Raw genomic sequence first — 22183 nt, 5'->3', positions numbered from 1 at the left:
CAAAAAGGGAGCCTGAGCTCCCTTTCAATAATCATAATGCGTGGTTGATTAACCTTGCATCTGTTTCTCTTTGATTTCTGCAAGTGTTTTACAGTCAATACAAAGGTCAGCAGTTGGACGCGCTTCTAGGCGACGAACGCCAATCTCGACGCCACAAGATTCACAGAAGCCGAAATCGTCTTCAGTAATTTTGTCTAGAGTCTTTTCGATCTTCTTGATCAGGCGACGCTCACGGTCACGGTTACGCAGTTCTAAGCTGAACTCTTCCTCTTGAGAGGCACGGTCAACTGGATCTGGGAAGTTCGCTGCTTCGTCCTGCATGTGGTGTACAGTGCGATCGACTTCTTCCCTGAGCTGATTACGCCAAGCTGTTAAGATCTTTGTAAAGTGTTCAACCTGCTCTGGTGACATGTATTCTTCACCAGGCTTTTCCTGATATGGCTCCACACCGGCAATGGCTAGGATGCCTATCGTTTTCTTCTTTGATTCTGGCATACAGCATCTCCTACTTACACCTAGTCAACTGCATCGCAGTCAATTTAAGGCGGGTATCTATAGCAAAAAGAGGCGGTGCAGGCAATTACTGAATCGCAAACTTATCGTCAATGTGAAGACGACATCATTTTTTCTCTTAATTGATAAATTCAATAGCAGAGATTAGTTTGATTTCAGTATTACTCAGTTCAGCTTTATAGCAGAGAACTTCTACTCCCGCTTCTTGTGCTTGTTTTAGTAACGTTGAATATTTCGCGTCTATATGGTGTGCCGCAGATACTTTTTCAATACCTGAATGTAAAACAGTGAATAAAAGTATGGCTCTACTTCCAGTTTGTGCCATTTCTGTGAGCTCTCTTAGGTGCTTTTGTCCTCGAGTGGTCACGGCATCTGGGAAATATCCTTGTCCTGATGAATTCTTCTCATCAAGCAGGGTGACGCTCTTCACCTCTATATAGCACTTTGGTTTGTTGCTTGCGCTGAGCAAGATATCAATTCGGCTATTTTCATTGCCATATTTCACTTCAGTTTGAAGTTGGTCATACCCAACCAGTTCCGAAATCACATTATTTTCAATAGCTTCTACCGCTAATTGGTTAGCGCGAGCGGTATTGATACAGATTCTGTGTCCTAGTGCGGTCTCACTAAGCTCCCAACTGTTTGGGTATTTGCGCTTAGGATTGTCAGAAGTGGAATACCAAACTTTATTGCCCGGTGTTGCGCAGCCTGTCATTGCTCCAGTATTGGCACAATGGATGGTGCGAACTTCACCACTATCTAGTTCGATATCGGCAAGGAAGCGTTTGTAGCGTTTGAGCAGAGTTGCTGACTCTAGAGTGGGGTTGAATTGCATTTGCTTATTTAGCCAAGAAGGTTTTTATGTACAATGTGGCCAACATTACAACATAGGGTATTTCCTTTGTCACAATTGCCGATTGAAGCCGTGATGCCACAATTACTTACGGCGGTCAAAAATCAACATCAAGTGATCCTCAAAGCAGCCCCTGGTGCCGGTAAATCCACTTATTTCCCGCTGCAACTTCTCAATAATCAGACCGTGACAGGCAAAATCGTGATGTTAGAGCCTCGACGCCTTGCTGCTCGTAACATTGCCTGTTTTTTAGCGCAGCAGTTGGGAGAGCAAGTCGGGGAGCGCGTTGGTTATCGTGTTCGTGGTGAAACAAAGGTGAGTAAGAGCACGCAACTTGAAATTGTGACCGAGGGGATCATGACGCGCATGATCCAAAATGACCCGGAGTTAGATGGCATTGATCTGCTGATTTTTGATGAGTTTCATGAGCGGAGTATTCACGCTGATACGGCACTAGCATTCAGTTTAGAGGTGCAAGAAGCGCTGCGAGACGACTTAAAGCTGGTGGTTATGTCGGCAACGCTCGATCAAGATGCTTTGCAATCCTTGCTACCAGAAGCGTCTTACATTGAATCGGAAGGTCGTAGCTTTGAGGTGGAAACGCGCTATTTACCGCTTGGTCCGAACGATCATCTGCCTACATCTATGGCAAAAACGATAGAGAGCTTACTACACAAAGAGTCGGGCTCTCTGCTGGCTTTTCTTCCAGGAGTCGCAGCCATCAAACAGGTGGAAGAGCGTTTATCGCACCTACCTGATAACGTTGAAGTGTGTCCACTGTATGGTCAACTTAGCTTTGCCGAGCAGCAAAAAGCTATCTCACCGGCTTCTTCTGGTAAACGGAAAGTCGTGTTGGCGACCAATATTGCCGAAACCTCATTGACCATTGAAGGTATTCGATTAGTCGTCGATTCTGGGTTAGAGCGTGTGGCACGTTTTGATTTGAAGAATGGACTTACGCGCTTGGAGCAAGTCCGCGTAGCGCAGTCTTCTGCGATTCAACGTGCCGGTCGTGCAGGTCGTATCGAAGAGGGTATTTGTGTTCGTTTATATTCTGAAAGCCAATTCAAACAGCAACCACAAGTACCGCAACCGGAAATTCTGCATTCTGACTTAGCAAGCTTGGTGATGGAGCTGGCATTTTGGGGCGCTGGGGATATCTCTGACCTTAAATGGCTAAACATTCCCTCTTCGGCATCGCTTGCTCAAGCTAAACAGTTGCTGATTTCTCTAGGATTGCTTACCGAGCAAGGTCAACTGACTCCTGAAGGTAAGACGGCACATGAGCTGGGCGTTGAACCCCGTTCGGCCGGAATGCTGATTCAGGCTCAGCAACACAGCGAAAAGATGCTAAATACTGCGCTAGCGGCAGTCGCCCTTATTGAAGAACCAGAGCGTAATGTCACTAATATTTCTCATAGCCTACATCGGTGGATGAGTAGCACGCATTCTAAGAGAACCGTATTGAGTAAGCGTGCTCAGAACTTAGCTTACAAATTGGATGCAGCATTTCGTCTATCAAATGTCGATGAGCGATTGCTGCCATTGGTGTTAAGCCTGGCTTTTCCTGATCGAATCGCTCAGCAGCGCGTTAATCAACATGGTCGTTTTACTCTGTCGAATGGACATGGTGCTGAATGTCGACCAGAAGAGACGCTGGGCGATTGTGAGTATTTGGTGGCGATTGATTTGATGCGTTCGCACTCTAGTTACAGCCAAATTAACTTGGCGTGTGATTTAGATATCAATAGCTTACAAGAAAAATTCGCGCACCTTTTTAATACGAAAGAAATGGTCGATTGGGATGAAAAAAAAGGCCGTTTGATCGCAGAGCGCCAAGTCAAACTTGGTCAATTGGTGGTAAAACGGGAAGCGCTGCCGAGTCCGGGTAAAGAAAAAATGACACAAGCTTTACTCACGTATGTCCGCCGTCAGGGCTTACAGAGTCTAAACTGGTCACCTGCAGCGGAGAGTTTACTGGAACGCATTCGTTGTGCAGTGGAATGGTTACCCGAGCAACCTTGGCCGAGCGTTGATGACGCCAGTTTGCTTGATAGCTTAGAAGGGTGGCTAGAGCCGTACATGAACACGGTCTCGTCGGTGAAAGATTTAGCTAAGGTGAACTTAGTTGAAGCCTTAAATGCTCGACTAGGTTGGCCTTTGAATCAACAGATTGATGAGTGGTTACCTGAAGACTATCGCTTACCTACTGGCTCGAAAAAGCGCATTCGCTACCAGTTTGGCCATGAGCCTGTGCTGTCGGTGCGTATGCAAGAAGTGTTTGGAGAAAGCACTTCTCCAACCGTGGCGCAAGGTCGTAAGCGATTGGTGTTAGAGTTGTTGTCTCCAGCTCAGCGCCCACTACAGGTGACAACGGATTTAGCAGCCTTTTGGGCGGGAAGCTACAAAGAAGTGCAAAAAGAGATGAAGGGCCGTTACCCTAAACATGTTTGGCCTGACGATCCTGCGACTCATGTAGCGACAACGAAAACAAAAAGACAAATGAATAATGACTGATACTAAAAAGCCAGGAGCGAAAAGAGCACCTGCCAAGAAAACAACGTCAAGCAAAACGGCACCCGCGAAAAAAAGTGGTGCAAAACGTCCGAGAAAATCACCATCCAAAAAACCAGAGCGTAGCAACCGTTCTTGGCTAAAAGCTATGTGGTCATTCAGTTGGAAAGCGGGCATTGCACTAGCGGCGGTATTGTTGTTTGTCGGTATTTATCTCGATAGCGTGGTGAAAGACCGTTTTGATGGTCAGTTGTTTGACCTTCCGACAGTGGTTTATGCGCGAATTCTTCACTTAAGCCCGGGCGAAAATATTACCATCAAAGAGATGCGTAATGAGCTTGATGTATTGAACTACCGTAAGGTAAGTCAGCCTCGTTACCCTGGTGAATACTCTTCTTCTTCAACGCGTATTGAGTTGATCCGTCGTCCATTTGAATTTGCCGATGGCCCAGAGCCTGATCGTCACGTCATGCTGTACTTTTCTGATAGTGGTCTCAAACGCATTCAATCCTTAGAATCTAAAGGCGATCTGGGTTACTTACGCATTGAGCCTAAGATGTTGGGCATGCTAGAAAAAGATCAAAATGAGCAACGTCTTTTCTTACGCAGAGATCAGTTTCCTGAGATCCTTGTCGATGCACTTCTTGCAACGGAAGACCGTGATTTCTATCAACATGACGGTGTATCACCACTGGCGATTGGTCGTGCTTTAGTTGCTAACATCAAAGCCGGACGCACCGTGCAAGGTGGCAGTACACTGACGCAGCAGTTAGCGAAAAACCTTTTCCTGACGCGTGATAAAACCCTTTGGCGTAAAGTCCGTGAAGCTTACATCGCTCTGATTCTAGATTACCGCTATAGCAAAGATCGTATTTTAGAAGCTTATCTAAACGAAGTGTATTTGGGGCAAAGTGGCGGGGATGCGATTCATGGTTTTGCTCTGGCATCACGTTACTACTTCGGCCAGCCGATCCAAGAGTTGCGTATTGACCAACTCGCTATGCTAGTGGGGATGGTAAAAGGACCGTCTTACTACAACCCTATTCGCTACCCAGAGCGCACGAAAACTCGTCGCGATTTGGTACTGCGTCTTTTGATGCAACAAGAGATGCTTACTGCGCAGCAGTATGAGCAAGCCGTGAATCGTCCTCTGGATACGCAGAGTCATCCACGTATTGCCAGTCGCCAGCCTGCTTACTTTCAGCAGTTGAATATCGAGTTGAAAGAGAAGGTAGGAGATAACTTCAAAGCTGAAACCGGCCTGCGTTTATTTACTTCTCTAGATCCAGTCTCTCAAAGTAAGTTAGAGCAAGCCATTGCGAAGAAAGTGCCTGAGCTTGCTAAACGTGCTGGCAAAGATCTTGAAGCCGCCGCTGTCGCAGTGGATCGTCATAGTGGTGAAATCCGTGCCATGGTCGGTGGTAAGCGTGTTGGTTATGAAGGTTTTAACCGCGCATTGAATGCTAGTCGTCCAATTGGTTCTTTAGTTAAACCCGCAATTTACTTGACGGCATTGGAGCAACCAGAAAAATACAATTTGGCGACGACGTTACATGATACGCCGTTAAGCTTGAAAGGAAGTAAAGGGACGGTTTGGTCACCGCGCAACTTCGACCGTAAGTTCCGTGGCGATGTGCCGTTATATCTAGCCTTAGCAAAATCACTCAATGTGCCTACCGTGCGCTTGGGTATGCAGTTAGGAATTCCAGAAGTTTCAGACACACTAGAGCGCCTTGGTGTAGATAAGAGCGAGATCCGCCCTGTTCCTTCGATGTTCTTAGGATCATTTTCGTTAACGCCCTTTGAAGTAGCACAAATGTACCAAACAGTAACGAACTCTGGTAAACGTGCGAAACTCTCTGCATTACGCTCGGTGATTGATATGGATGGCAATGTGATTTATCAATCGCTGCCCCGCTCAACTCAGGCCGTTGATCAGCAAGCTGCTTGGCTGACGACTTATGCGATGAAGCGAGGTGTTGCACAAGGTACGGGCCGATTCCTACAAAGCCAATTCGCATGGGCGGCATTAGCAGGTAAAACGGGGACGAGTAACGATAGCCGTGACAGTTGGTTTGTGGGTATTGATGGGCGAGAAGTCACCACCGTTTGGCTTGGTCGCGATGATAATAAATCGACTAAACTAACTGGGTCTAGTGGCGCATTGCGTGTGTATGCTGAATACTTGAAACAGCGTATTCCAGAGCGACTAGAGCTGCCATGGCCGAATGAAGTGACCACATTAGGTTTTCAGAAAGCGACGAATGGTGCGCTGGAAATGAATTGTCGTAGTGAGTACAAACTGCCAGTGTGGGATAAAACCGGGCAAATTAAGCAACAGTGTGAAAAAAAGTCGAACTGGTTGAACAGCTTATTTGATTGGTAGGACCACCAAAAACACCATCACTGACTTGTGCAGTTGTTTAATTCTTAGTAAAAGTAGGTGTTCAATATTCAGTAAAGGAAGAAATGAATGTTAAAAAGGTCAAATACGAACCCATGGATACGTTGCTTTGCGTTGTGGGTCTGCTCCTTTTTGATTGCAACGCCTTCCTTTGCTAAACATCTCGAAGAAGACTCCTCTCGGCCTAAAATTGCTGTCGTCCTCGCTGGTGGTGGAGCAAAAGGAGCCGCTCACATTGGGGTTTTGAAGGCTCTGGAAGAGATGAATATTCCCGTTGATATCATCACTGGGACTAGCATGGGTGCTTATGTTGGTGGTCTATATGCCACGGGGATGAGCGCCGATGAAATCGAAAGTTTTATCTACAGTGTCGATTGGAACAGCGGTTATCGAGACCGTGTCGACCGCAGCCAACGTCGCGTCCGCGATAAAGAATACGAAGACCGTTATCAAATCACTACTGACCTAGGTTTGAGGTTTGGTGAAGTGCGTTCGCCAACAGGCGTGGTGCAAGGCCAAAACATGTTGCGCATTCTGCGCGAAACCACGGGCAACCTTGGCCGTTTTAACTCCTTTGATGATCTTGCCATTCCATACCGCTCCGTCGCGACTGATATCGTCGAGCTGGAAGAGGTCGTTCTAGATAACGGTTATCTAGTTGATGCCATGATGGCGAGTATGTCAGTGCCTGGCGCGCTTCCACCTTACGAACTCAATGGTCATATGCTGGTGGATGGTGGCGTGGTTAATAACATGCCGGTTGATGTTGCACGCGCGATGGGCGCCGATATCGTTATTGCGGTGGATATCAGTACAGATTACAAAACCAAAGAGGACTTCACTGGTTTATTCATCGTAGCAGATCAGCTTTCTAACTATCTTGTTCGTCGTAGTACCCAAGAGCAAGCCGAAACACTCAGCGGAGATGATGTTTACATTCGTCCTAATGTAGGGCAAATGGAGACGGTTGAGTTCAATAAAATGCCTGACGCTTTTAAAGCGGGTTATGAGATCACTCGAGGACTAAAGTCAAAACTTGAAGGGCTGAGTGTGTCGAATGCGGAGTACCAGAAATACATCGAACATAAACAAGATATGCGCAAGAACCTTGAGTATGGGGATGAACGCGTCGTCGACCAAATCGTTCTTGTGAACAATACCCACTACAGTGATGTGCTGTTGACTAACCGACTTGAGTTAGACACAGGACGCCCTCTAGAAACGGCAGAGATCGAAAAAGCGGTAGAGAATCTCTATGCACTGGATCGTTTTGAACTGATCACTTATTACTTTGAAGAGATCGATGGGGTGAACTTACTCGTCTTTGAAGTGAACGAAAAATCTTGGGGTCCAAATTACCTAAACTTCCGTTTTTTCTTAGAAGACGATTTCAATACTGACAGTCAATATGGCATCGGTATATCGGCAAATTTCACTAACTTGAACTCTCACGGCGCGGAGCTGACGTTTAATGTGGATATGGGCACGGATAAATTGATTGAGGCGGAGCTTTACTCTCCGGTGCTTTCGAGTCAGCAGTTGTTCGTTTCTAGCAAAGTGAATTACAACACGGAGAACAGAAACTTACCTCTCGATGACGAGTTTGAAAACCCCGATATCGGTTCAGTGTATGATTTTCTACCAGTTTCTTACACCGAGTTTATTACCGAGCTAGCTGCAGGTGTGCAGCCAACCTTGTGGCAAGAGTTTCGTGTTGGTGGTCGCTATACCAAAGGGACGATAGAAGCATCTACTATTCAGTCTGCGGGGGAGCTAGATTATGAGCGACTGGGTGTTTTTGCCAACTACCGCTTAGACACTTTGGACGATTTTGCACTTCCAACTCGTGGTATGCTGATCGACTTGGACTACCTTGTTTCTCATGACAAAACTCCTGAGGATCTTCGAGGTGAAAACGCAAAAAATAGCATTGAAGATACTGTTTATGAAATTACCGCCCGTTTTAAAGGTGCAATGACATACAGCCGTCATACTTTAGTCGGACAGGCGGAATATAGCTTTGTTGAGAGTAAAAACTCTTTTGTGCCTTTAGATCCTAGAGAGTTAGGCGGCTTCTTAAATTTGTCCGGTATTCCTCGTAATAGTCTGATTGGACAGAACTTATTTTATACCAGCTTGGTGTATCGTTATAAATGGATGGATAACGACTTCGGGCTGTTTGAAGCACCAGTTTATCTAGGTGCGTCCCTTGAACACGGTGGTGTTTGGTCAGACAACGATCTTAAGTTGCATGAGGCGCCACTGTATAATGCTGCGTCGGTTTTCTTTGGAGTAGATTCTCCAGTTGGGCCGATCATGTTGGCATACGGTCGTACAGAGCAGAATTTAGATGCAGTGTACCTGATCGTTGGAACATCATTTAAATAACCGGGAGTAGGATAGCAAGATCTCCGCATATTTAGCCAAAATTTACCGGACTTTAGTCGTAAGTTGCTATGTTGGTCAAAATGATGAGATTTTAATTTAACGTTAAATTTGCTATCCTTTCGCCCACAGTTTGGCCTCTACGGCGCTGTTTCTCAATCAGAATTGAATGAAAACAAGGGCAATGGAGAGCCAAGTTTCCAAGGATGTTCACTCCTTTACTTTGAAAAATAGTAATTAAAAAGGAGGAACCGCAATGAGAGGAAAAAAGTCGTGCTTGAAGCCTACCGTAAACACGTCGAAGAGCGTGCTGCCGAAGGAGTTGTTCCTAAACCGCTAGACGCTGAACAAGTTGCTGGACTTGTTGAACTTCTGAAAAATCCCCCACAAGGTGAAGAAGCATTTATTCTTGACCTACTAGAGAACCGTATCCCACCGGGTGTGGATGAAGCTGCATATGTAAAAGCAGGTTTCCTAACGGCGGTAGCAAAAGGTGAAGTGGAATCACCATTAGTAAGCCGTGAAAAAGCTGCTGAGCTACTAGGTACGATGCAAGGCGGTTACAACATCGCTCCTCTAGTTGAATTCCTAGACGATGACCTACTAGCGCCAATCTCAGTTAAAGCGTTGTCTCATACCCTACTGATGTTCGATGCTTTCTATGATGTAGAAGAGAAAGCCAAAGCTGGTAATGCATTCGCACAGCAAGTCCTGCAATCATGGGCGGACGCAGAATGGTTCACATCGAAGAAGAAAGTCGCGGAACAGATTACTGTTAAAGTATTTAAAGTTACTGGTGAAACCAACACCGATGACTTGTCTCCAGCACCAGATGCTTGGTCTCGTCCTGATATCCCAGTACACGCGAAAGCGATGCTGAAGATGGAACGTGATGGCATCGTGCCAGATCAACCAGGCAGCGTTGGTCCTATCAATCAAATTGAAGAACTGCAAAAAGACGGTATCCCACTGGCCTACGTGGGCGATGTTGTTGGTACCGGCTCTTCTCGTAAGTCAGCGACTAACTCAGTGCTTTGGTTTATGGGTGAAGATATCCCATACGTACCAAACAAGCGCACCGGTGGTATTTGTCTAGGTGGTAAGATCGCTCCAATTTTCTACAACACAATGGAAGACTCTGGCGCACTCCCAATCGAACTAGACGTACAGAACATGAACATGGGTGATGTAATTGATATCTTCCCATACGAAGGCGTTGTGCGTAAAAACGGTGAAGAGATCTCTAGCTTTGAACTGAGCAAAGTACTGCTTGATGAAGTTCGTGCTGGTGGTCGTATTCCACTGATTATCGGTCGTGGCTTAACAAGCCGTGCTCGTGCATCACTGGGCCTAGAAGAAACAGACCTGTTTGCTAAGCCAGTTGACCCTTCTGAATCTGACAAAGGCTACACACTAGCTCAGAAGATGGTAGGTAAGGCATGTGGCGTTGAAGGTGTACGTGCAGGTCAATACTGTGAGCCTAAAATGACAACTGTTGGCTCTCAGGATACAACCGGTCCTATGACTCGTGATGAGCTAAAAGACCTTGCGTGTCTGGGCTTCTCCGCTGATCTTGTGATGCAGTCATTCTGTCACACGTCTGCGTATCCAAAACCAGTCGATGTAAACACGCACCACACACTACCTGACTTCATCATGAACCGTGGCGGTGTATCACTTCGTCCGGGTGATGGTGTAATCCACTCATGGCTAAACCGTATGCTTCTGCCTGATACTGTAGGTACAGGTGGTGACTCGCATACTCGTTTCCCTCTAGGTATTTCATTCCCAGCAGGTTCCGGTCTGGTTGCATTCGCTGCGGCGACAGGTGTTATGCCACTGGATATGCCAGAGTCAATCTTGGTGCGCTTTAAAGGTGAAATGCAGCCGGGTATTACGCTACGTGACCTTGTACATGCAATTCCTTACTACGCAATTCAACAAGGTCTATTGACGGTTGAGAAGGCAGGTAAGATCAACGAATTCTCTGGTCGCGTACTAGAAATCGAAGGCGTTGAGCACCTAACAGTTGAGCAGGCCTTCGAACTATCGGATGCGTCAGCAGAGCGTTCAGCGGCAGGTTGTACAGTTAAGCTGTCTCAAGAGTCTATTGAAGAATACCTAAACTCAAACATCACCATGCTTAAGTGGATGATCTCGGAAGGTTACGGCGACCGTCGTACTATCGAGCGTCGTATCACAGCGATGGAAGAGTGGTTGGCTAACCCAGAGTTGATGGAAGCGGATGCAGACGCAGAATACGCGCACATCATCGAAATCGACCTAGCAGATATTCACGAGCCAATCCTATGTGCACCGAACGATCCAGATGACGCTCGTCTTCTGTCTGAAGTTCAAGGCACACAGATTGATGAAGTGTTCATCGGTTCTTGTATGACTAACATTGGTCACTTCCGTGCAGCAGGTAAACTGCTAGAGCAATTCGGTGGTCAACTAGATACACGTCTATGGGTAGCGCCACCAACGAAGATGGACCGCGACCAACTGACGGAAGAAGGTTACTACGGTATTTACGGCCGCGCTGGCGTTCGTATTGAAACTCCTGGGTGTTCGCTATGTATGGGTAACCAAGCGCGTGTAGCAGACAAAGCAACAGTAATGTCGACTTCAACGCGTAACTTCCCGAACCGTCTAGGTACAGGTGCAAATGTATACCTTGCTTCTGCTGAGCTAGCAGCGGTTGGTGCAATTCTAGGTAAGATTCCAACGAAGGAAGAGTACTTAGAATACGCGAAGCAAATCGATGCGACAGCAGCAGATACTTACCGTTACTTGAACTTCCACAAGATGGATGAGTACACCAAGAAAGCGGCAGAGGTTATCTTCCAAGAGCCTGCATAATTTTAGCGAGCTTTGCTAATACTTAATTAAGCGCCCACCATTTGGTGGGCGCTTTTTTGTGGGATGCTTCGCTACGAGATACTAGAACTATGTCGTTTCCTAGACTGAGGGAGGAGAAATCTCTTTTAGGCTACGTATTGCGAGATCCCCAACTCGCTCGAGCCTCGCTCTTGAGGATGACGATTAAATAGCTAAGAGTAAAAACGATGCCATTCCCGAAAGCAACGAAGGAGTGCAGTCGGGAATCTATTGAGAGATCCCCAACTCGCTCGTGCCTCGCTATTGAGGATGACGATTTAAATAGCTAAGAGTAACAACGATGTCATTCCCGAAAGCGACGAAGGAGTGCAGTCGGGAATCTCTTTTAAACAAGCCATTGAGAGAGCTCTCGTCTCCCGCTTCTCCCATCTCAAATCTCCCTGTATACTCCGCACCAAATTGATACGAAAAGGCGATCACGATGGAATTTGAATTCATCCGCAACACATTGATGGGCGAATACTATGTCAAATGCAGCATGGGGCATGAGATTGTAGGTCGTTGGTTGCAAGAAGAAATTGGTAAAGACCCAGCGAAAATCGCGCAAGTTGAAGCCTTAATTGATCAGGCATTTTCTTCGCCATCTCAAGAGCATAGATTAACCGGTGCAGAGATCAGTTTGATGATCCATGGTGACGAGGTGCTAGTGCAAGAAAACGCATTGGGCAATGAGTATGAAGTGGAAATGGAAAGCGAGTTTGACTTCTACGATGCAGAGAGTACAGCCAGTTGTGGTATTGAAGACTTTTGTACCCTGATAGAGCAATGGAAAGACTTTTTGAACATTTAACGCACAGTTTTGGGGAGTCTAATTAGGGTTGCCTTATATTTGTGAGAAGGGCGCACCGATATGGTGCGCCCTTTTTGTTTATAAGTTTGTTAATTTTGCTAACTCTATATAAATCAACAAGATAAAAAGTTGGCACGCCGCTTGGATTAATACAAATGTTTCAGGATGAAAGCTGCGGAGAAGATTCAATGAAAATCATTAATGCCATTATAAAACCTTTTAAATTAGACGATGTGCGCGAAGCATTGGCTGATGTCGGTATTGAAGGGATGACAGTATCAGAGGTTAAAGGTTTTGGTCGTCAGAAAGGCCACACGGAGCTATACCGTGGCGCCGAGTATCAAGTCGACTTCCTACCAAAAGTAAAACTAGAAATCGCAACCCATGCAGACAATGTGGATCGTGTGGTAGAGGCCATCACTAAAGCGGCTCAAACAGGAAAGATTGGTGACGGTAAGATTTTTGTCTACGACCTAAATCAAGCAGTACGTATTCGTACTGGTGAAATGGACGCAGAAGCACTTTAAGAATTCAAGGGATTGGAGAACTATCATGGAATTAACAACAACGGTAACTGAATTACGTTACGCACTCGACACCTTTTTCTTCCTCATTTCTGGTGCGTTGGTTATGTGGATGGCAGCTGGCTTTGCCATGCTGGAAGCGGGCTTAGTTCGCTCGAAAAACACAACAGAAATTCTAACCAAAAACATCTGTCTGTACGCGATTGCTTGTACCATGTTCCTATTGGTCGGCTACAACATTATGTACGTTGATAATGGCGAAGGTGGTTGGTTACCATCATTTGGTGCACTAATTGGCACACAAGGTGAAGGCGCAGATCACTCGTTAGAGTCGGATTTCTTCTTCCAAGTGGTATTCGTCGCAACAGCAATGTCAGTGGTATCTGGTGCGGTAGCAGAGCGTATGAAGCTTTGGTCTTTCCTCATCTTCTCAGCAGTGCTGACGGCATTTATCTACCCAATGGAAGGTTACTGGACATGGGGCGGTGGTTTCCTATCAGAAGCAGGTTTTAGTGACTTTGCTGGCTCAGGCATCGTACACATGGCAGGTGCAGCAGCAGCATTAGCAGGCGTACTATTACTGGGTGCACGTAAAGGTAAATACGGTAAAAACGGCGAAATCTACCCAATTCCTGGTTCAAACATGCCTCTAGCTACATTGGGTACGTTCATTCTTTGGTTTGGTTGGTTCGGCTTCAATGGCGGTTCTCAGTTGATGGTATCTGATTTTGAAAACGCGACAGCGGTAGGTCAAATCTTCCTTAATACAAACGCAGCAGCGGCAGCAGGTGCTATCGCAGCATTACTCGTATGTAAAACTACTTGGGGTAAAGCTGATCTAACCATGATTCTTAACGGTGCATTGGCTGGTCTTGTTGCCATCACGGCAGATCCTCTATCACCATCACCACTTTACGCAGTTGCAATCGGTGCAGTATCGGGTGTGCTAGTGGTATTCAGTATCATCGGTCTAGACAAAGTGAAGATTGATGACCCTGTAGGTGCTATCTCTGTACACGGTGTGTGTGGTTTCTTTGGTTTAATGGTTGTACCGCTAAGTAATGGTGATGCAACGTTCGGCGCACAGCTTCTAGGTGCGGCTGTTATCTTTGCTTGGGTATTCGGTGCGAGCCTTGTGGTATGGGCAATCTTAAAAGCAACCATCGGCATTCGCGTATCGGGAGAAGAAGAGCTTGAAGGTATGGATATGCACGACTGTGGTGTTGGTGCCTACCCTGAATTTGTTACTGTGAAATAGTCGACATAAAGAAACAATTAGTTACAAAGTAAACTATCAAAAACCTGCTCTGATGAGCAGGTTTTTTAGTGTCACATCATTGTTTTCCTACTGAACATGCATATAATAACGCAACTGATAAACGTTATCATTAGCATGGTAAAGGATTAAACAATGAAAAAACTGCTAACTCTTTCAGCGATTACTTGCGCTACTCTAGCTCCAACAGCAATGGCTGCTGAAGAAGTGAACGTCTACTCTTACCGTCAACCTTTCCTAGTTGAACCAATGTTCAACGAGTTCACTAAAGAAACTGGCATTAAAGTAAACGTGAAGTTTGCCAAAAAAGGCCTAGCAGAGAAGTTGGCTCAAGAAGGCGAATACAGCCCAGCTGACGTAATCCTTACTACAGATATCAGCCGTCTAGCGGAGCTGACTAACAAAGGTCTAGTTCAAAAGGTAGATAGCAAAATCATCGAAGAAAACGTACCAGCACAGTACCAAGACAAAGAAAACGAGTGGTTTGCTCTGACTCTACGTACTCGTAACGTTTACTCTTCACGTGACCGTGTTGGCAAACTAGGTAACGACTTCAACTACGCAGATCTAGCGAAGCCAGAATTCAAAGGCAAAATCTGTACGCGTAGCGGTAAGCACCCTTACAACGTATCTCTAGTGTCTTCTATGATCGCGCACCACGGTGAAGCTGAGACAAAAGAATGGCTAGAAGGCGTAAAAGCGAACCTAGCTCGTAAGCCTCAAGGTAACGACCGTGCTCAAGTTAAAGCAATCAAAGAAGGTCTATGTGACGTTTCTCTAGGTAACAGCTACTACCTAGGTAAGATGGTTAACGACAAAGAGCAAAAAGCTTGGGCTGATGCGGTATACATCAACTTCCCTAACCAAGAGACAACAGGTACACACGTAAACATCTCTGGTATGGCGATGGCTAAGTTCTCTCCAAACAAAGACAACGCTGTGAAGCTAATGGAATTCCTAACGGGTGACAAAGCGCAACAAATGTACGCAGAAGTAAACTACGAGTACCCAGTAAAAGAAGGTGTTAAGCGTTCTGAGCTTGTGGAATCTTGGGGTGACTTCAAAGCAGATACGATTTCTCTAGATGACATTGCTTCTCACCACGAAGCGGCAATTAAGCTACTAGATGAAGTGAAATTTGACCTTTAATTCCATGTGGGGGTATAACTATACCCCCATTTGATTAAAGGATATGAGATGTATTTGCAGCCGCATTTGTATTTCATACAGCCTTGCAGTATTTAGGCAATGAAGAATAAACATTCTCTATGGAAAACCAGTAGTGGGGTGATTACCCTGTTACTGGTTTTGCCGATCTTAGCGATCTTCTATACCGCCATTGGCGAGACAGATGACCTGTTCACACACTTGATGTCGACGGTCATGCCTACCTACATCTATAACACCGTAGTTCTGACTGCTGGTGTGATGCTCCTTTCTTTGATTCTCGGTATTCCAAGTGCTTGGTTTATGGCGATGTGTAAATTGCCAACTGAGAAGTGGCTGCAGTGGGCATTAGTTCTGCCTCTCGCGATGCCAGGTTATATCATTGGTTACATTTTCACGGATTGGTTTGATTTTGCTGGGCCGATTCAGATCTTTTTGCGTGATATAACCGGATGGGGACCGGGCGAATATTGGTTCCCAGATATCCGTACTTTGAGCGGTGCCACTTTCGTTCTTTCTCTTGTTCTTTACCCATACGTTTACTTGCTTTGCCGAGCGGCATTTATGGAACAGAACGTCTCTTTGTTACAAAGTGCACGCTTACTGAAATGTTCTCCTTGGGAGAGCTTTTGGCGCATTTCTTTGCCGCTTGTCAGGCCTTCTATCGCTGTTGGCCTGTCTCTGGTTGCAATGGAAACCATTGGCGATTTCGGCACCGTCAGCTATTTTGCGGTGAACACGCTGACTACTGCGGTTTACGATACTTGGCTAGGCTACTCGAACTTAAATGCAGCCGCGAAGATCTCAGCCATGATGTTGATGATTGTGGTGTTGTTACTGAGTGCCGAGCGCTACAGCCGCCGCAAACAGAAGTTATTCCAAAGCCAGTTTAATAGCCATGAAGATTTCCGTTATGAGCTAAAAGGTTGGCGAAAGTGGGGCGCACTGATTTGGTGTTGGGGTTTGGTAGCAATTGCGTTCATCTTCCCATTGCTACAGTTAATTGATTACGCGATTACTTACTTTGCACAAAGTTGGACACCGGAGTTTCGTGAATATGCATGGAACAGTTTGGTGGTGTCAGTCGTGGCTGCCATCATCGGTGTTGCGATTGCTTTGACGGTGAATTTCAGCCAACGCGTAAACGGCGGCCGCTCTAGCTTAGCTTTCATGCGTCTGTCTTCTATGGGCTACGCGGTTCCGGGCACTGTACTTGCGATTGGTGTCATGGTGGCAGTGCTGTTTATGGATCACCGTGTTAACGATATTGCTAAAGCGATGGAATGGGGCAGACCTGGACTGATTTTTTCTGGCTCCATGTTTGCACTGATTTTTGCGATGGTGGTGCGTTTCTCCGCTGTGGCGATTGGTAGTGTCGAAAGTAACTTAAATAAGATCTCTCCGTCGCTGGATATGGCTTCCCGTACCATGGGCTGTACGCCTAATACCATGCTTTGGCGAGTGCACTTCCCTCTGGTTAAACGTGGTGCACTGATTGCTGGTTTGTTGGTGTTTATTGAGTCGATGAAAGAGCTCAATGCTGCACTATTATTGCGTCCATTTAACTTTGAAACCTTGGCGACGTATGTATACAACTTCGCCTCGGACGAGCATTTGGAACTTGCTGCTCTACCAGCAGTATTACTGGTCCTAGTTGGGTTGATCCCGCTTGTTGTTGTTAACCGTTCACTGGAGCAAAATCACTGATGAGCTGCGCACTATCGATTAAAAACCTAACTTGTCAGTATGACGATCAGACCGTCCTTGAATCACTTTCTTTAGAAGTTGAACAAGGACAGATCGTGTGCCTGCTCGGCGCGAGTGGTTGCGGTAAGACAACGCTATTGAAAGCCATTGCTGGTTTGTTGCCGCTAAGCTCTGGTCAAATGAGCTTGAATTGTCTCACTATTGATGACGGTGAAAACTGGTTACCACCAGAGCAGCGTAATATCGGTATGATCTTCCAAGATTACGCCTTATTCCCGCATCTGACAGTGGCAGAGAACATCGCTTTTGGCTTGAAAAATGAAACGGCGCAGCAAAAGCTTCTCAAAGTAGAAGAAATGCTCGGCTTAGTTCACCTTAAAGGCTACGGTGATCGTTATCCTCACCAGCTTTCTGGTGGTCAGCAGCAGCGCGTGGCGATTGCCCGCTCACTGGCTTACAAACCGGATCTTCTGTTGTTGGATGAGCCGTTTTCCAATATCGACACCCAAGTTCGCCATGAACTTATCCGAGAGATCCGTAAAATCTTTAAAGAGCAAGGCGTTACCGCAATTTTCGTTACTCACAGTCGTGAAGAGGCGTTTGCCTTTGCCGATAAGATGGCAGTAATGAACCATGGTGTAATCGAGCAATACGGAACAGCCTCTGAGCTTTACTACCAGCCTTCGAGCAAATTTGTTGCAGACTTCTTAGGTGGTGGTAGCTACCTTGCAGCGAAGCGCATTTCTGACAGTGAATTTGAAACTCATCTTGGTGTGGTGGAAGCCAATGCTCAGCAAGAAATCCAAGTTGATGCAGAATGTGCATTACTGCTTCGCCCTCAACATGTGCAAATTGCTGCTGATGAAGAGAGTGCGGTCAAAGTACTTGAGCAGCACTTTATGGGTGACCACTGCCGCTACGTGATTGATGTCAATGGTGACCGACTGTTGGCAACCTCAGCGGAAGCATTGAATGTTGGGGATAGCGTTACGGTGAAAGTAGAAACTCAAGGCGTGTTAGCTTTCGCCTAAGTAGTATCATCGAAAAGAAAAAGGCCCGGCGGGTATGTCGCCGGGCAAGTGTTCTTCACCTATAGGTCGTGTGCACGAAGCGGGCACACAATTTAGCTATAAGGACAGAAAGTCCTTAAACTGTTGAAGAACACGTTCTGCAGTGTCTTTATCTTGCATCTCTGCAAAAATTCGTAGTAATGGTTCGGTACCTGAGAAGCGAGCGATGATCCAACCGCCGTTCTTGAAGTACACTTTCGCACCATCTTCGTAGCTGACTTTTTCGATTTCAAACTCAAACTCAGGCAACTGCTTTTCAACATAAATCTTGCTGAACAGTACTTCTTTTTGCGCCGGTTTGAATTTGCAATCGCCTTCCGCCATGTAGGCATAGCCATACTTGCCGTAGATTTCATCCAGCAACTCAGACAGTTTTTTGCCGGTTACTGAAATCATTTCTACCAATAGGCTGGATGCGAATACGCCGTCTTTGCCTTTGATATGACCGCGAATAGTTAGGCCGCCAGAGCTCTCACCACCAATCAATGAATCGTCAGCTTCCATTTGAGAGCTGATGTGCTTAAAGCCCACTGGAACCTCAAAGCATTTCTCGCCGTGATCTTCTGCAACTTTATCTAAAAGGTGCGTGGTTGCGATGTTACGTACCACTGAGCCTGTCCAGCCTTTGTATTCAAGTAGGTAGTAGTAAAGCAGCAGTAGCACTTCATTTGGATGAATGAAGTGACCTTTCTCGTCGATAATACCAAGACGGTCTGCGTCGCCATCGGTACCGATACCGATGTCATAGCCTTCTTGTTCCACTAGGTGCATCAAGCGGTAAAGGGTTGCAGCACTTGGTGATGGCATTAAGCCACCGAAATCTGGGTTTTTGCCGTCGTTAATCACGTCGACTTCACAACGGCCGTTGATCAGCACGGTTTGTAGCGCGTTTTTCGCAACACCAAACATAGGGTCGATCAACACGCGTAGATTCGCTTTCTTGATCGCTTCGATGTCGATAAAGTCGATGATCGAGTCAACAAACTCGTTCATTGGGTTAATGATTTCAATTAGCTTGTCTTCAACCGCTTGCTCAAAATCGACGCTTCTCACGTCATTCACTGTTAGGGTTGAGATTTGTGATTCGATCTTTTGGGTGATGATTTCATCTGCGTCACGACCACCTTCAATGAAGACTTTAATGCCGTTGTAATCGGCTGGGTTGTGCGATGCGGTAATACATGCAGAGTAAGCACAGCCCATTTCCTTCGCTTTGAACATCACGATAGGTGTAGGGACAAACTTGTCGATAAAGCTAACCGCAATACCGTTTGCTGCCAATACTTCAGCAAACCAACGACCTGCTTTATCAGAAAGAAAACGACGGTCATAGCCAATCACAAAGCCGCGATCAGCTGCGGATTCGTTGTTGGTAATGTTTGCTACTGCTTGAGCCACCAAACGTACATTATCTTTGGTGAACTCCTCACCAATAAATGCACGCCAGCCGCCTGTACCAAATTTGATCATGATTCGATCCTCGATAAGAGCGGCATCCCACCGCTTCTTAAATCTTTGCTAGCGAACCGATGTACTCATCAAACTCAAGTGCATCGGATAAATCAAAAGGGGAGAAGCTCTCCCCTAAAAGACGATTAACCTAGAGTAACGATAACTTCGTTTACTGAACCTTCCGCTTGAACTGGTACAGATGCACCATTTACTGCTTCACCGTTCACGGTAATCGACTTAACGCCTTTGCTTACTGAGTCTGGGTTAACCACTTTGATGTTGTACGTTGCACCTAGCCATTGACGAGTCACTTCGAAACCAGGCCAGTTAGTTGGGATACATGGATCGATAGTCAGACCATCAAAGCCTGTACGCACACCAAGGATAAAGTTGGTAACAGCGAAGTAAGCCCAGCCAGATGTACCTGTTAACCACGGGTGGTTTGCACGACCGTGGTCTTGGTGGTCACGACCCATGATGAACTGCACGTATGAGTATGGTTCTGCAATACGTTTTTCGATGATATCGTTTTGGTTGTATGGGTTTAGTGCATCGTAGAATTTCATTGCACGGTCACCACGACCCAATTTTGCTTCTGCTACCCAAGCCCATGGGTTTGGATGTGAGAAGATAGCGCCGTTCTCTTTTACGCCTTGGTAAACGCGAGTTACGAAACCGATGTCATCGTTTGGTGTTGCGAATGATGGTGAGTTTAGGTGCAGGCCGTATTCAGAGAACAGGTTCTCATCGACTGCGTCCATCGCTTTCTCACCACGCTCTTGAGATACCGCACCAGAAAGTACCGCTAGCGTGTTTGACTCTAGGTGCACTCGGCCTTCTGCTTGTTGCGCTGTACCGATCTTGTCGCCATTCTTCGTCAGACCACGGATGTACCAGCCGCCTTCGTCGTCCCAAAGATGTGTTTCACATGCTTCACGAACGTTTGCTGCCATTTCCGTGTATTTCTCTACGTCGGCTTCTTTCCCTAGGTATTTCGCTAGGTCGATGAACTCTTGCAGTGCCCAGAAGTGTAGGAACGACACCATTGAAGATTCGCCACCACCTAGATTTAGACAGTCGTTCCAGTCTGCGCGTAGACCTTTACAGATACCGGTTTGACCTACGTACTCCGCAGAGAAGTCTAGCGCTGCTTTCATGTGGTCATAAACGCTTGCATCGCCGCCATCTGCGTAAGGGATCACTTCGTCAAAGAAACTGTGCTCACCCGTTTCCATCACGTACTTACAGATGGTTGGAACTAGCCATAGGTGATCATCAGAACATGTGTCTTCGATGCCGTGGATCTTGTCTTCATCAGAAGGTGTTGGAACTACTGTTGGAGATTTCGATGGTTTAACGTCAGCTTTCTCTGGATCGAACCAATCTGGATCGAATAGGTGTAGACCGTAACCCGCTTTCACTTGGCCGCGCAGTAGGTCAACGATACGTTTGCGCGTCATTGTTGGGTTAGCGTGAGGAACTGAGATTGCATCTTGCGCTGTATCGCGGTAACCAAGACCAGTACGACCTCCCACCTCGATGAACGAAGCAAAACGAGACCACACCACACAAGTTTCTGCTTGGTATAGTGTCCAAGCGTTGATCATGGTGTCTAGACCTTCGTTTGGCGATTTCACTTGGAACTTGCCACAACGCTCATCCCAGTGTGCTTTGATACCCGCAAACGCATTATCTACTTCTGCAAGGTCTTGGTACTTAGCACGTAGACGGTCACCATTGCCTTTACCGATACCTAGAATGTAAGCAAAACGCACTTCTTCACCTGGTTGAATAGTGAATTGCTTATGCAGAGAACCACAGTGGTTGTAACAAGTCTGTGCAGTGTTGAAACACTTACCTTGTTCTACCGCTAACGGGTGTGCTTCGTCACGGTATAGACCTAGAAAGCTGTCACGTTGGCCGTCGTATGAATCTGGGTCAAACGTTGAAGCTAGGTAGTAGAAACCTTCGAAATCGTTCGTGTTGTAGTACAGGTCGTACTCAATCACGCCTTCATTGTATGACGTACCCGCAGAATACAGAGACATCTGATGGTTCTGGTTATCAGACTGAATATGGCTGAATGAGAACTCAACAAATGAGAATGCGCTGATCGTACGTGGTTTATCTGAAGTGTTTTTAATTACTACATCCCAGATTTCAGCGTCTTCGCCTTTTGGCACGAACAGTGTTTTCGTTGCGGTAATACCGCTGTATTCACATTTGAACTTAGAGTAAGACAAGCCATGGCGGACTTCGTAGCTTGCTTCGTCTAGACTTTTTGCAACTGGTTGCCAAGAGATTGACCAGTAATCCCCTGTCTCATCATCACGCAGGTAAACGTAGTGTCCAGGGCGATCGAAGGTCGCGTTAGGACGGAATTTAGTAACACGGTTGTATTCTGGAGAGTTGTAGAACGAGTAGCCACCCGCGTTGTGCGAGATAACCGTACAGAACTTCTCAGTACCTAGGTAGTTTGTCCATGGTGCTGGTACGTCAGGGCGAGTGATGACGTATTCGCGATTCTCGTTATCGAAATAGCCGTATTTCATTTGTGTATTTCCTTTTTACTAAGCTGCGTCTGCAGCCAAAAATTTAAAAACTCTTTAAGCGTGATGCGGTTGCAT

The 22183-nt window shown here is 46.3% G+C and carries 14 protein-coding genes; 10 read left to right on the top strand and 4 right to left on the bottom strand.

The window, feature by feature from the left end; translation table 11 throughout:
- Window positions 1–48 precede the first annotated feature (48 nt).
- Both dksA and sfsA read right to left on the bottom strand, forming a co-directional pair.
- Window positions 49–495, bottom strand: a complete 447-nt coding sequence (gene dksA, locus J4N37_RS13025) for an RNA polymerase-binding protein DksA (RefSeq protein WP_005439389.1) — start codon at window positions 493–495, stop codon at window positions 49–51.
- Window positions 496–631: 136 nt separating this feature from the next.
- The gene (gene sfsA, locus J4N37_RS13020) at window positions 632–1348 is read right to left on the bottom strand and encodes a DNA/RNA nuclease SfsA (RefSeq protein WP_045393881.1); all 717 of its coding nucleotides are present in this window, start codon (window positions 1346–1348) and stop codon (window positions 632–634) included.
- 66 nt (window positions 1349–1414) lie between these two features.
- Here sfsA and hrpB point away from each other — a divergent pair, with 66 nt between their 5' ends.
- The 10 genes from hrpB to J4N37_RS12970 all read left to right on the top strand — a co-directional run bounded on the left by hrpB (window position 1415) and on the right by J4N37_RS12970 (window position 18065).
- The gene (gene hrpB / locus J4N37_RS13015; RefSeq protein WP_045393884.1) at window positions 1415–3883 is read left to right on the top strand and encodes an ATP-dependent helicase HrpB; all 2469 of its coding nucleotides are present in this window, start codon (window positions 1415–1417) and stop codon (window positions 3881–3883) included.
- Window positions 3876–6266 carry a penicillin-binding protein 1B gene (mrcB, locus tag J4N37_RS13010; protein WP_252041133.1) on the top strand — a complete coding sequence of 797 codons (2391 nt, stop codon included), beginning with the start codon at window positions 3876–3878 and terminating at the stop codon, window positions 6264–6266. Before hrpB ends, mrcB begins: the two co-directional genes overlap by 8 nt.
- Before the next feature lie 87 nt (window positions 6267–6353).
- A complete protein-coding gene (locus J4N37_RS13005) occupies window positions 6354–8672 on the top strand; it encodes a patatin-like phospholipase family protein (protein ID WP_252041131.1) in 2319 nt (772 codons plus the stop codon).
- 270 nt (window positions 8673–8942) lie between these two features.
- Window positions 8943–11531, top strand: a complete 2589-nt coding sequence (gene acnB, locus J4N37_RS13000; protein ID WP_038885755.1) for a bifunctional aconitate hydratase 2/2-methylisocitrate dehydratase — start codon at window positions 8943–8945, stop codon at window positions 11529–11531.
- A 460-nt stretch (window positions 11532–11991) separates the two neighbouring features.
- Entirely contained in the window at window positions 11992–12360 is a 369-nt protein-coding gene (locus tag J4N37_RS12995) for a YacL family protein (RefSeq protein WP_045393892.1), read from the top strand.
- A 188-nt stretch (window positions 12361–12548) separates the two neighbouring features.
- Window positions 12549–12887 (top strand): P-II family nitrogen regulator, encoded by a 339-nt coding sequence (locus J4N37_RS12990; RefSeq protein WP_010450136.1) that lies wholly within the window; start codon window positions 12549–12551, stop codon window positions 12885–12887.
- A 25-nt stretch (window positions 12888–12912) separates the two neighbouring features.
- Window positions 12913–14142 (top strand): ammonium transporter AmtB, encoded by a 1230-nt coding sequence (locus J4N37_RS12985; protein WP_252041129.1) that lies wholly within the window; start codon window positions 12913–12915, stop codon window positions 14140–14142.
- Between the two features lie 153 nt (window positions 14143–14295).
- A complete protein-coding gene (locus J4N37_RS12980) occupies window positions 14296–15309 on the top strand; it encodes a Fe(3+) ABC transporter substrate-binding protein (RefSeq protein ID WP_005446300.1) in 1014 nt (337 codons plus the stop codon).
- Window positions 15310–15408: 99 nt separating this feature from the next.
- Window positions 15409–17034 (top strand): ABC transporter permease, encoded by a 1626-nt coding sequence (locus J4N37_RS12975; protein WP_038884268.1) that lies wholly within the window; start codon window positions 15409–15411, stop codon window positions 17032–17034.
- Window positions 17034–18065, top strand: a complete 1032-nt coding sequence (locus tag J4N37_RS12970; RefSeq protein WP_045393895.1) for an ABC transporter ATP-binding protein — start codon at window positions 17034–17036, stop codon at window positions 18063–18065. Before J4N37_RS12975 ends, J4N37_RS12970 begins: the two co-directional genes overlap by 1 nt.
- A 96-nt stretch (window positions 18066–18161) precedes the next feature.
- On the opposite strand, the gene J4N37_RS12965 is transcribed toward J4N37_RS12970, so the two are convergent.
- Window positions 18162–19574 (bottom strand): phosphoglucomutase/phosphomannomutase family protein, encoded by a 1413-nt coding sequence (locus J4N37_RS12965; RefSeq protein ID WP_045393898.1) that lies wholly within the window; start codon window positions 19572–19574, stop codon window positions 18162–18164.
- Between the two features lie 125 nt (window positions 19575–19699).
- Complete coding sequence (locus J4N37_RS12960; protein WP_045393900.1) at window positions 19700–22108, bottom strand: glycoside hydrolase family 94 protein; 2409 nt, start codon at window positions 22106–22108, stop codon at window positions 19700–19702.
- Between the last annotated feature and the right edge of the window lie 75 nt (window positions 22109–22183).

Origin of the sequence: Vibrio sp. SCSIO 43153 (assembly GCF_023716625.1) — a bacterium.
Taxonomy (GTDB): Bacteria; Pseudomonadota; Gammaproteobacteria; order Enterobacterales; family Vibrionaceae; genus Vibrio; species Vibrio rotiferianus.
This window is presented reverse-complemented; position numbering and strand designations above follow the sequence as displayed.

Excerpts from the sequence above, each read along its gene's own strand:
- dksA (WP_005439389.1), bottom strand. The coding sequence starts at position 495 with ATGCCAGAATCAAAGAAGAAAACGATAGGCATCCTAGCCATTGCCGGT.
- sfsA (WP_045393881.1), bottom strand. The coding sequence starts at position 1,348 with ATGCAATTCAACCCCACTCTAGAGTCAGCAACTCTGCTCAAACGCTAC.
- mrcB (WP_252041133.1), top strand. The coding sequence starts at position 3,876 with ATGACTGATACTAAAAAGCCAGGAGCGAAAAGAGCACCTGCCAAGAAA.
- J4N37_RS13005 (WP_252041131.1), top strand. The coding sequence starts at position 6,354 with ATGTTAAAAAGGTCAAATACGAACCCATGGATACGTTGCTTTGCGTTG.
- J4N37_RS12995 (WP_045393892.1), top strand. The coding sequence starts at position 11,992 with ATGGAATTTGAATTCATCCGCAACACATTGATGGGCGAATACTATGTC.
- J4N37_RS12990 (WP_010450136.1), top strand. The coding sequence starts at position 12,549 with ATGAAAATCATTAATGCCATTATAAAACCTTTTAAATTAGACGATGTG.
- J4N37_RS12985 (WP_252041129.1), top strand. The coding sequence starts at position 12,913 with ATGGAATTAACAACAACGGTAACTGAATTACGTTACGCACTCGACACC.
- J4N37_RS12980 (WP_005446300.1), top strand. The coding sequence starts at position 14,296 with ATGAAAAAACTGCTAACTCTTTCAGCGATTACTTGCGCTACTCTAGCT.
- J4N37_RS12975 (WP_038884268.1), top strand. The coding sequence starts at position 15,409 with ATGAAGAATAAACATTCTCTATGGAAAACCAGTAGTGGGGTGATTACC.
- J4N37_RS12970 (WP_045393895.1), top strand. The coding sequence starts at position 17,034 with ATGAGCTGCGCACTATCGATTAAAAACCTAACTTGTCAGTATGACGAT.
- J4N37_RS12965 (WP_045393898.1), bottom strand. The coding sequence starts at position 19,574 with ATGATCAAATTTGGTACAGGCGGCTGGCGTGCATTTATTGGTGAGGAG.
- J4N37_RS12960 (WP_045393900.1), bottom strand. The coding sequence starts at position 22,108 with ATGAAATACGGCTATTTCGATAACGAGAATCGCGAATACGTCATCACT.